This is a genomic window from Sphingobacteriales bacterium (assembly GCA_012517435.1).
GTDB lineage: Bacteria > Bacteroidota > Bacteroidia > CAILMK01 > JAAYUY01 > JAAYUY01.
In genome coordinates this window covers 1-10,749 of record JAAYUY010000053.1, presented here as the reverse complement: position 1 = coordinate 10,749, position 10,749 = coordinate 1, and the positions used below count along the sequence as shown (strand labels likewise).

Here is a 10,749-nt window from a genome sequence, read left to right as displayed (position 1 = left end):
GATAAACAGTAACGTTTAAAATTAAATAATCCTTGCATTTGGTTTTTTGCAATTTTTTATTTTTGAAGTAGTATTTTTTTTCTCATAGTTTTTTAATGCTCATTATTTTCTTAAAAACCATTAAATAGCTGGCTATGAAAAGGTTTATGAGTTTAATTTACTTTTTAACACTCTGTTTAAATGTGACCCAAAGCCAACCATGGAGTTATGATTTTGGGACAGGGTCATCATCAAGTTTTACAACTTCTAGTGGGGTAAGTACAACATTTCTACCTCAACCTAGCAGTGGTGAAGACAGAATCAGAGTAAGTGATGGTGATGGAGGTGGATTTTATTTATATAATCAAGGATTAAAGAATTTTGGAAGTAATGCTGAATTACAGATTGTTGCCTCAACTTCTGGATCAGCTAATAAATTTTCAATATACAATTATACAGCAGGCAAATCATTTTATACCAGATTTTTAATTTTATTGGGAGATAATTCGGGTGGAACAACTGCTTCAAGTGGTGAATTCTACTTTTTTCAGGGAGCAGGTTCAACTTATTCTAATAACAACACTTTTTTTGGCAATGAGGTATTTACCGGTATTCAATGGGTATTCGGGTCAAGTGGTTCAATTACAATGAAATATAGAAACGGGAGTGGTTGGTCAAGTTTAGGTTCTACACCCTTTACTCAAGGAAACATTTATACGGTTGAAATATTTGGGAATAATACAACAGGAACAATCAATTATAATTATAAAGGCGCATCTATGTATTTGGCTTCAAATAAACAAGATATATATGTAAACGGGACCATAATTGGGGATGAACTTTCTAAAGCATTGCTCTCTAATGATACTTATATTGATTCATGGATGTTTTACGGGGTCAATAGTAATGGTAATGTTGCCAACATTTTTATCGATAATATAGTTTATAGCAATTCAATTCCACTGCCGGAAACTACCTGGAATGGGAGCACATGGGACAACGGAAGTCCTACATCATTAAAAAATGTGATTTTTGATGGTAATTATACTACTTCCGGAAATTTCAGTGCATACGATGTTGTTATAAATTCAGGTAAAGCTTTAACCATAAGTGAAGGTAATGTTGTTACGGTTGAAAATAACTTAACCAACAATGCCGGCAATTCCGGTATAGTCATCAAAAGTTCGTCTTCAGGAACCGGAAATCTGATACACAATACACAGAATGTGGCCGCTACTGTCGAACGCTATGTGACAGGTAATGCCACCTATGAACCCTATCATTTTATCTGCTCTCCTGTTAAAAATCTTGCTTTTTCTTCCATCTGGCAAAGTAATGATTACAATGTTTACTGGTACGATGAGGCTACATCCGGAGACATTGATGAGGGATGGACAAGAATTCTTTCCGGAAATCTGGTAAACGGCAGAGGATATGCTGTTGTAAGCAATTATGCCAACCGTACATTCAGCTGGCAGGGTAATCTGTTGGTACCGGATGATTTTTCCAGCGGTATGAGTGTCAGCTACACCAATAACGGATATTTAAATGCTGACGGATGGAACCTGATTGGAAATCCCTACCCCTGCGGACTGAAAGTATCAGAATTTCTGAGTGATAACTCAGGCAAATTTGCTTCAGGCTATGAGGCAGTTTATTTATGGGACAATCCTGCTGGAGACCGGCAGCGGGCTGATTATGCCATCAGAAACAGCAGCGGAGGTACCGCTGCAAGTGGTGGTTCAAATATTACTCCGGATGCAGACATAGCAGTCGGGCAGGGATTTTTCGTGAAAGTCGGCAGCGGGACCACCAGCATCACGCTTGCCGCAGATCAGAGAGAGGCTTATAGTGGCACACAGTTTTTTATTCCTGATTTTGAAAATCCGCTACGTTCCTGGTTGTCTGTCGAGGGACCTGACAATAGTTACAACGAAATTTTATGTGCATTCTTACCTGAAGCCACCAATGGTTTTGACCAAAAATATGATGCAGCCAAACTCAGAGGAAACCCCAATATCGCTTTATATTCATTTATTCATGATTCTGAACTCCAGTTTGCCATTCAGGGATTATCGCTGACTTCTCTGATAAATGATGAAGAAGTTGCAGTTCCTGTCGGTATTTATGCAGGGGAAGATGGCATCTATCATTTTCAGGTCAGCAAAAAGGAAAACATAGATGACATCCTGATTGAAATTGAGGATAAACTGACAGGTGAGAGATACCGGCTTTCAAACGGTGAAAATGTTGCGTTTGAGCTTACGCAAGGCGAACATAATGACAGATTTATCCTTCATTTTCTGAAAAATTCACTGGCAACAAGGGAAAATAAAACCGGAAAACCGCAAATCCGCTACATGCATGAAAGTCTTTACCTGAATAATCTTACCCCTGAAAACTATGAAAAATTAAGAATTGTGAATGTGATGGGTCAGGAAATAACTGTTTTCAACAAAAATCAGTTGAATAATTCTTCCATAGAAATGAAAGGGCTAAGTCAGGGATATTATATCTATTTTCTGGAAGGAAAAAGGGCAAATATCAGTGGCGGATTTATTGTCAGATAATCATTGGAAGATTATATCAAGTTTACGGGCTCTGTCAGGCTTGAAAAACTTAAAACAGCGAAAATGCCATAATTAAATTTAGTTTAGTCCATCAGGAAGATTAAGTTTAAAGGTAAATTTATCAATACTTCAGTACAAAAAACAGCAATAAGCATTAGAAAGTCTGCAGTTGGCAGGAAAAACTAAAATCTTGCCTGACGCCTGCCTGACTTCAGGCAGGTCAGGCAGATTTGATATGGTTTGTTTATATTTAACTCACCCCCGGCCCCTCTCTTTCAAAAAGAGAGGGGAGTTAACCACAGGCAATCAAAAAAGCTGGCAATTGGTTGTCTTTAGCAGGCAAGAAAAACGCGGAGACAGAAAACTTAACCCGAATGCCCGCAATTATCTTAAAATAACTGATCGGGATAGCAGGCAGTTTTCCATTTAATTCAAATAAAAAAGCCGGCTCCTCCGGAGCCGGCCTGTGTTATGATGGCGATTTCTTACTTAACTTCCTCAAAGTCAACATCTTTCACCTCTCCATCGGATGGCGGGTTTTGCTGGCTTTCCTGCTGGTATTGCTGTTGTTGTCCGCTTTGCTGCTGGGCATTGTATATATCCTGCGAAGCAGCCTGCCAGGCGGTATTCAGTTCAGCCATTGCCTGATCTATTCCATTCAGATCCTGATTTTTATGTGCTTCTTTGAGCTTGTTATTGGCTGATTCAATGGCTGCTTTTTTATCGGCCGGCAATTTATCCCCAAATTCACGAAGCTGTTTTTCTGTCTGGAAAATCAGACTGTCGGCCTGATTGATTTTCTCCACTCTTTCTTTCTCCTTGCGGTCGGCTTCAGCATTTCTTTCTGCATCTGCTTTCATCCGCTCTATTTCTTCCTTGGTCAGGCCTGATGAGGCTTCTATTCTGATTTTCTGCTCTTTACCGGTACCTTTATCTTTTGCTGTTACATTCAGAATACCATTGGCATCAATGTCAAATGTAACTTCAATTTGCGGGACACCACGAGGGGCAGGCGGAATACCATCGAGGATAAAGCGACCGATGGTTTTATTGCCGGCAGCCATAGGCCTTTCACCCTGAAGAACATGAATTTCAACGGATGGTTGATTATCGGCTGCTGTAGAAAATATCTCACTCTTGCGCGTGGGAATGGTTGTATTGGCAGGAATTAACTTGGTAAACACTCCGCCAAGGGTTTCTATTCCTAAAGAAAGCGGGGTAACATCGAGCAGTAAAACATCTTTTACTTCACCGGTCAGAACGCCACCCTGAATAGCAGCTCCAACAGCTACCACTTCATCAGGATTGACCCCCTTGCTGGGTTCTTTTCCAAAAAAGTCTTTCACCAGCTTCTGAATAGCAGGAATACGGGTCGAACCACCTACCAGAATCACATTATCAATCTGACTGGCGGTCAGTCCGGCTTCACGAAGGGCAGTACGGCATGGTTCAATGGTGGCCTGCATCAGATGGTCGATCAGTTGTTCAAATTTGGCACGGGTCAGTTTTTTGACCAGATGTTTGGGAATGTTGTCGATAGCGATGATATATGGCAGGTTAATTTCAGTTTCAGACGATGAAGAAAGTTCAATTTTTGCTTTTTCGGCAGCTTCCTTTAATCGCTGCAAGGCCATGGGGTCTTTGCTGAGATCGACATTTTCTTCTTTTTTGAATTCATCGACCAGCCAATCGATGATGCAATGGTCGAAATCGTCTCCACCGAGATGAGTATTACCGCTGGTTGATTTTACTTCAAAAACACCATCACCCAGTTCAAGAATTGAAATATCAAAAGTTCCGCCACCAAGGTCATATACGGCTATTTTCTGGTCTGTACTTTTTTTATCAAGTCCATAGGCGAGTGCTGCAGCTGTAGGTTCGTTGATGATACGAAGGACTTTCAGACCTGCAATTTCACCGGCTTCCTTGGTAGCCTGACGCTGGGCATCATTGAAATAAGCAGGAACGGTAATAATAGCCTCCGTCACTGTAGTTCCCAGATAATCTTCGGCAGTTTTCTTCATTTTCTGAAGAATCATTGCCGATATTTCCTGAGGAGTATAGAGTTTACCACGAATGTCCACCCGGCAGGTATCATTTTGCCCGCGGGTCACAGAATAACTGACACGCGACCGTTCTTCATTGACTTCTTCAAAACGGTTGCCCATAAATCTTTTTATGGAAGAAACAGTGAACTTTGGATTGACAATCGCCTGACGTTTTGCCGGGTCACCCACCTTAATTTCACCATTTTCCAGAAAGGCTACGACAGAAGGTGTGGTACGTTTTCCTTCACTGTTTGGAATTACAACGGGTTGGTTGCCTTCCATGACAGCCACACAAGAGTTTGTTGTGCCTAAATCTATTCCTATTACTTTTCCCATGTCTTATACTTTATTGATTTGCCCTCTTATGTCAATGGTAGTGCCAAAGGGATAAAACAATCCGTTTAGTCATTATCAGCCTATCAAAATGACATTTAGTCAGACAAAACTGAAAAATTCTGAAGAAAAAATAGAAGAAGTTTCAGGCTATCTGATAAAATTGAGGTCTCTTGTCAGGTCGTTTGTCTGAAGTTCTACACGCATGGTCGGGGTAATCTGAACAGAAACCACATTCCTGTTTCGTGAAGAAAATACACCCAAACCGTTGCTGATATTGGTGTATTCAGGTTTTTTCTGCACAATGCCTATGGATGGCTTATTGACATTCATGTAGTTGTAAATTTCTTCTCCTCCTGCAGAATAAATAAAATCAATCCTTAAAAACTCCCTGTTGATGTCGTAGTTGACAGGAATATTATCCTTTAAAAACTGATAAAAACTGATGCCCGGCACTGTAACCTTCATTTCAACAATTTCATCTGTTTTAGAGGGAACATAGTTTTTGGCAATCGGCCAGTACAATACCTTTTTAGTCTTTTCTTCAGGTTTGCTGGCAGGAAATTCATTGTACCATATCTCTGCCACTACATCATAAAAAAAGGCATTTTTCCCGCTATACCATTGAAAATCAATATTACTCTTGGGAGAAATGGTAATTTTATTACCTACCTTTGGGAACAATGAATAAATATTTCCGACAATGGGCGTTTCTGCCCAGACTTCTTTACCTGTTACAGTGTTTGTAATCCTGAGTTTATAAATTGCCTCCTGATCCAAAACCGTCTTTTTTGGTGTAGCCCACAAATACTGACCGGTATTGGCAAAAATGCCGGAATCTTTGTGATTATTAGGGATCCTGTATAACACAATATCATTAACAGAAACATGAGTATTGTTTTTCCAGTATTCAAGTCTGACAAAAAGGGAGTCCTGATAGTTTGTCGAATCGGGATTCTGAGCCAGCATCAGCGCATCATTTTTATCGTTCAGAAAAGCCCTGTTGATCCTGACAAAATGCTGACTGTCGGGTTCACTTGGATTTAACAGGCAATACACTATGGTAATATCTTTCCATTTGGCATTTATTTGAAAATCATCGTTGCAGTTAATCAGAAATAATGAAATCAGCAGAAGTAAAAGAACAGGTAATTTTGACATATTGTGAATCTATTCGCTCTAATTTTGTAATATTTGCAGATGCAAATTTAGACCATTTTCATGAGAAAATCTTTTATTGTTTTATTCTTTCTTTTTTCTGCAAGACTGTTTGCACAAAATCTTAACCCTGAATATTTCGATAAAATAGTTTTTAATTCTGATTTTAAATCTTCCAGAGACCTGAAACTTTGGCCAATTGCCAATGATGAAGACGAAATCATGATTATCTCAAATGGCCAGTATCTGATTGAAAGAAAAAACAATACAAAAGACAGGTTTATTTTTCCCAACTGGCAAAACCCTTATCCCAATTACGAACTATCAGTAAATCTTACACTTGAAAAACTTGTTTTTCCCTATCAGGTGGCTGGCGTTTGCTTTCAATTCAACAGCAGCCTTACTGACGGTCTGATTTTAGAATTTAACAAAAGTAAACAATTCAGAATCAGAAAGATAAATGAAAACGGAATTATTTCATACCTGACAGGCAGCACACCCAACAATAGCTGGAAGAAATGCAACTACCTGCTGATGAAGGGCGAACTGAATGATTTGAATATCCTTGTTAATGGGAATAAAATCGAGATTTATATCAACAACTACTTCATCTATTCTTTTGAAAATGAATCAAATTTTAATTTAAGGAATTTCGGCCTCTTTGTCGGGAAATCAAGCCAGATTACTTTTCAGAAAATACAATTGCTCGTCAATCATAAAGAATACGGAAAATATGATTACCTGTTGTCTATCAAAGACGTAAAAGAGCCTGAAGTAACAGCAGATACAAATACACAGAAAAACGATGTAAAAAAAGAAGCTGATACTCTTACCGAAAAGCCAAATCAAACAACGGGTTCTTCAGACAACAAGGAGCTGACAGAAGCATTGGCATTGATTGTCCGTCTGAAAAAAGACCTTTCAACCAAAGAAAAAGAACTTGAAACGCAAAAACAATTGCTGGAAAAATGCAAAAATGACAACCTGAGTCTGAATGCATTTATTGAAAGCAATCTTGACAACAAAACCCTGAACAGAATTACAGAATTGGAGAAAGAAAACAATAAGCTGAAAGATCAGCTTCAAAAACTGAAAACTGAAAATGCCACGCTTCAGGATTTTAAAACTTTTTACCTGAACCAGAATAAAGACAAGGATATTATCAATTTTCTGTATGATGAACTGAAAAAACTGGAAGAAAAAAATGCTTCACTGAGCAGGCAGGTTGAAATGCTTCAGAACCAGCTGAAAAACCTGAAAAAGTAATATTTAAAAATATAGGACATGTCGTCAACAAAACGTATTTATAGCAGAATAACCACCAAAGTACTTCAGCAAATGAAGGAAAAAGGTGAAAAGATAGCCATGTTAACGGCTTATGATTATACAACTGCAAGAATTCTTGATAAAACGGGTATTGATGTGATACTTGTGGGTGATTCAGCCTCAAATGTCATGGCAGGATATACTTCTACCCTCCCCATTACGCTTGACCAAATGATATATCATGCCGCTTCGGTCGTCAGGGCTCAGGTGAAAGCTCTGGTGGTGGTGGATTTGCCTTTCGGTTACTATCAGGGAAATTCTAAAATTGCTCTTGAATCTGCCATCAGAATCATGAAAGAATCAGGTGCACATTGTGTAAAACTTGAAGGCGGAACCGAGATTAAAGAAAGTATTGAAAGAATTATAACTGCAGGTATTCCGGTAATGGGACATCTTGGACTGACGCCCCAGTCTATCAATAAATTCGGGACATATTCCGTTCGGGCACGCGAAAAAGCCGAAGCCGACAAACTACTTGAAGATGCCAAACAACTGGAAGCCTCCGGATGTTTTGCCATTGTACTTGAAAAGATTCCGGCAAAACTGGCTGAAATTGTAACCAATACCGTTCACATACCCACCATTGGTATTGGTGCCGGCCCCCATGTTGACGGACAGGTATTGGTTTTTCATGATATGATAGGGTTAAACAATGAGTTTTCTCCAAGATTTTTAAGACGTTATACCAACCTTGAAGCCATTATTACTGAAGCAGTCCAGCATTATATCAGCGATGTCAAATCCGGCTCTTTCCCCAACGAAACCGAACAATATTAAGTTTGTTTCTATCAAGTTCAAAATTCCGGATTTCCTCTCCTTTTCGAAAAGAAATGCTAAATTTTTGATAATTCTATGAAAGCAGAACCCGAAGCGTCTGGCCTTTCCCTAAAATCTTTTCAGATTGAATATTTCCATGGTAGCTGAGTGAATTGGCCATTTAATGTTATCGAATTTAAAATCCACTTCTTTCCATTGTTCATGACCATTTTGAACCAGCACATCATACTTGGTTCGTATATCTTCAACCAGTTTTTTGATGTTGTCATACTCAGCTGAAGTTTCAGCTTTGGTATTTGTAGCCAGCGCATATCGTACTCCATAAGTAGCTATGTCTTCTTTCAGCCATTGATAAGTCCCTGATTTCAGAGTTACAGGTGTGTAATATTCCTGAAGTTTTGGATGTGTCAAAGGTATTAAGGTCAGCTTTGATTGAATGTTTTCCGGCAGATCATACAATTTGTTCACCGGAGCCGAACCTACAAAAAAGAAAGCAGCAACATCACCTACCAGCAGTGCTTCCAATGCATCATTAAAACCAAGTGCAATACTTTTCCATTTGATTTTCGTAACCGATTTAATATAAGAAGCTGTAATGTATGTCCCCTGATTTTTAGACCCGATGGCGACTTTCTTCCCCTCCAGATCATCAATACCTTTAAAATCATTTGATTTGAGGGTTATCAGATGAATTTCCTCCATCCCAAGTGGCAAAACAATTTTAAGATTATCAATTTTTGCCTGATCATCAGCATTTAAGCCCAGCTGGAAAAAGATCACATCATATTGTAAAAATGCAAGGTCGCAGGCATCTTTCATCAAGGCTTTAAAATTCTGCATACTTCCGGCTGACGGTAAAATATCTATTTTCAGTTCGGTGATAGCTGAAATATCTTTTGTCATCCTGTAATAGGTGGCATCTTTAAATCCGGCCATGATACGCACCTGTGAAAATGATTCAACTGCTGATAAAATAAAAATATTTACCAGCAAAAGATTAAAAGCTTTTTTCATGTTTTTAAGGATTTAAGCTGATTTATCAAGACTGTAAAAATAAATATTTTAATCCAAACAGAAATTCCTGTTCCCGGATCGGCAAAAAAAACTGCTAAAAAAATGGAGAAAGTTATTCTCTATTTCTTTTTTATATCCCCTAAAGTGTTGATGGCTTCATAGAGATACTGGTCTTTCACGATTTCCTTATGCCATTCTTCTGCCCTTGCCATTGCAGCGGTATCTTTCTGAAGCGTAATTAAATCCGTTGCCAACGGGCTAACTTTCATGGATGAAATTTCTTTATCCATGTTTTTAAATGCCTCAGATTTCTTATTAAATTCATCCATTTCCTTTTTGTATTCTTCGAAAGTCAATACCTGATTGGTATTCTGATTTTGTGTGTTTAAAAAGCTGGCATATTCGGTTATTTTGTTAAAATATTCATTTTTAGCAATTCTTTCGGCACTTTTAGTCTTAAGATAATTTATGTTTACCGGATATTTCCATGTGGTGTAGGTGGCAGATTTAATATTGTCCCATGGCAAAGGATAATCCAGATCCTTTTCGCCTATTTTGGCATATTCATAAATATCTGGTAAAATAATATCGGGGGTCACCCCATGTAGCTGGGTGGTTGAGCCGTTTATCCTGTAAAAATTCTGAATAGTAACTTTCAGGGAGCCAAAGGAAGATTTCGGGGTAATATCCCCCTGAATAAACTGGTCAAGCTCAATAAACCGCTGAACCGTTCCTTTTCCAAATGTAGGTGCCCCAATAATAACAGCTCTCTTGTAATCCTGCATGGCAGCAGCCAGAATTTCAGATGCAGAAGCACTTAACACATTGACCATGAATACAATAGGACCGTCATACACCACTGAATTATCCTGATCATTAAGCAACAACGGACTCCCCCATCTTGACCTGACCTGAACAATTGGCCCGTTGGGAATAAAATAGCCGCCAATGTCAACTGCATCCTGTAAGGAGCCGCCACCATTATCGCGTAAATCGAATACTATTCCATCCACATTTTCAGCCATCAGCTTCTTCAGTTCCACCTTTACATCGGCTGCACAGCCATTTCCTCCTGTTCTGGTAAAATCTGTGTAAAACTGAGGCAGCTTGATGTAGCCAATCTTCAATTTTGTCTTTTCATCTGTAATAATAGCTGACTTCACCAGAGATTCCTCAATAATTACCACATCCCTGACGATGGAAATTACCTTGATGGTTCCATCCATTTTTTTTACAGTAAGCCTGACCATTGTCCCGGCTTTTCCCCTGATCAACTGGACTGCATCATCCAGCCGCATCCCAACAATATCGACAGGTTCAGCATCTCCCTGTGCCACTTTTAGAATAATATCCCCTGCCTTGAGTTCTCCCTGACGCCAGGAAGCACTGCCGGGAACTATTCTGACCACTTTGATATAATCACCTTTTTCCTGTAGTGTTGCACCAATACCTTCGAGCCGGCCGGATATATTAATGTCGAAATCCTCTTTTTGTTTGGGAGCATAATATTCGGTATGCGGATCAAAAACACCTGCTATGCAATT

General features: G+C 39.0%; 7 protein-coding genes. 3 read left to right on the top strand and 4 right to left on the bottom strand.

Features of this window, described 5'->3' with window-relative positions:
- Positions 1-134 precede the first annotated feature (134 nt).
- Positions 135-2,549, top strand: coding sequence for a hypothetical protein (locus GX437_03115; protein ID NLJ06642.1), 2,415 nt, complete (start codon positions 135-137; stop codon positions 2,547-2,549).
- 485 nt (positions 2,550-3,034) lie between these two features.
- Here GX437_03115 and dnaK read toward each other — a convergent pair whose 3' ends face one another.
- Both dnaK and GX437_03105 read right to left on the bottom strand, forming a co-directional pair.
- The gene (gene dnaK / locus GX437_03110) at positions 3,035-4,933 is read right to left on the bottom strand and encodes a molecular chaperone DnaK (protein ID NLJ06641.1); all 1,899 of its coding nucleotides are present in this window, start codon (positions 4,931-4,933) and stop codon (positions 3,035-3,037) included.
- 147 nt (positions 4,934-5,080) lie between these two features.
- Positions 5,081-6,091, bottom strand: coding sequence for a hypothetical protein (locus GX437_03105; GenBank protein ID NLJ06640.1), 1,011 nt, complete (start codon positions 6,089-6,091; stop codon positions 5,081-5,083).
- 60 nt (positions 6,092-6,151) lie between these two features.
- On the opposite strand from GX437_03105, the gene GX437_03100 reads away from it, so the two are divergent.
- Both GX437_03100 and panB read left to right on the top strand, forming a co-directional pair.
- The gene (locus GX437_03100) at positions 6,152-7,354 is read left to right on the top strand and encodes a hypothetical protein (GenBank protein ID NLJ06639.1); all 1,203 of its coding nucleotides are present in this window, start codon (positions 6,152-6,154) and stop codon (positions 7,352-7,354) included.
- An 18-nt stretch (positions 7,355-7,372) separates the two neighbouring features.
- Positions 7,373-8,191: a 3-methyl-2-oxobutanoate hydroxymethyltransferase gene (panB, locus tag GX437_03095; GenBank protein ID NLJ06638.1), complete on the top strand. Its 819-nt coding sequence runs from the start codon at positions 7,373-7,375 to the stop codon at positions 8,189-8,191.
- A gap of 108 nt (positions 8,192-8,299) precedes the next feature.
- On the opposite strand, the gene GX437_03090 is transcribed toward panB, so the two are convergent.
- Both GX437_03090 and GX437_03085 read right to left on the bottom strand, forming a co-directional pair.
- A complete protein-coding gene (locus GX437_03090) occupies positions 8,300-9,205 on the bottom strand; it encodes a TAXI family TRAP transporter solute-binding subunit (protein ID NLJ06637.1) in 906 nt (301 codons plus the stop codon).
- A 119-nt stretch (positions 9,206-9,324) separates the two neighbouring features.
- A partial coding sequence (locus GX437_03085; protein ID NLJ06636.1) for a carboxy terminal-processing peptidase occupies positions 9,325-10,749 on the bottom strand: 1,425 nt, incomplete at its 5' end.

What these genes read in the sequence shown, in the direction of transcription:
- dnaK (NLJ06641.1), bottom strand. Translation starts at nt 4,933, where the DNA reads ATGGGAAAAGTAATAGGAATAGATTTAGGCACAACAAACTCTTGTGTG.
- GX437_03105 (NLJ06640.1), bottom strand. Translation starts at nt 6,091, where the DNA reads ATGTCAAAATTACCTGTTCTTTTACTTCTGCTGATTTCATTATTTCTG.
- panB (NLJ06638.1), top strand. Translation starts at nt 7,373, where the DNA reads ATGTCGTCAACAAAACGTATTTATAGCAGAATAACCACCAAAGTACTT.
- GX437_03115 (NLJ06642.1), top strand. Translation starts at nt 135, where the DNA reads ATGAAAAGGTTTATGAGTTTAATTTACTTTTTAACACTCTGTTTAAAT.
- GX437_03100 (NLJ06639.1), top strand. Translation starts at nt 6,152, where the DNA reads ATGAGAAAATCTTTTATTGTTTTATTCTTTCTTTTTTCTGCAAGACTG.
- GX437_03090 (NLJ06637.1), bottom strand. Translation starts at nt 9,205, where the DNA reads ATGAAAAAAGCTTTTAATCTTTTGCTGGTAAATATTTTTATTTTATCA.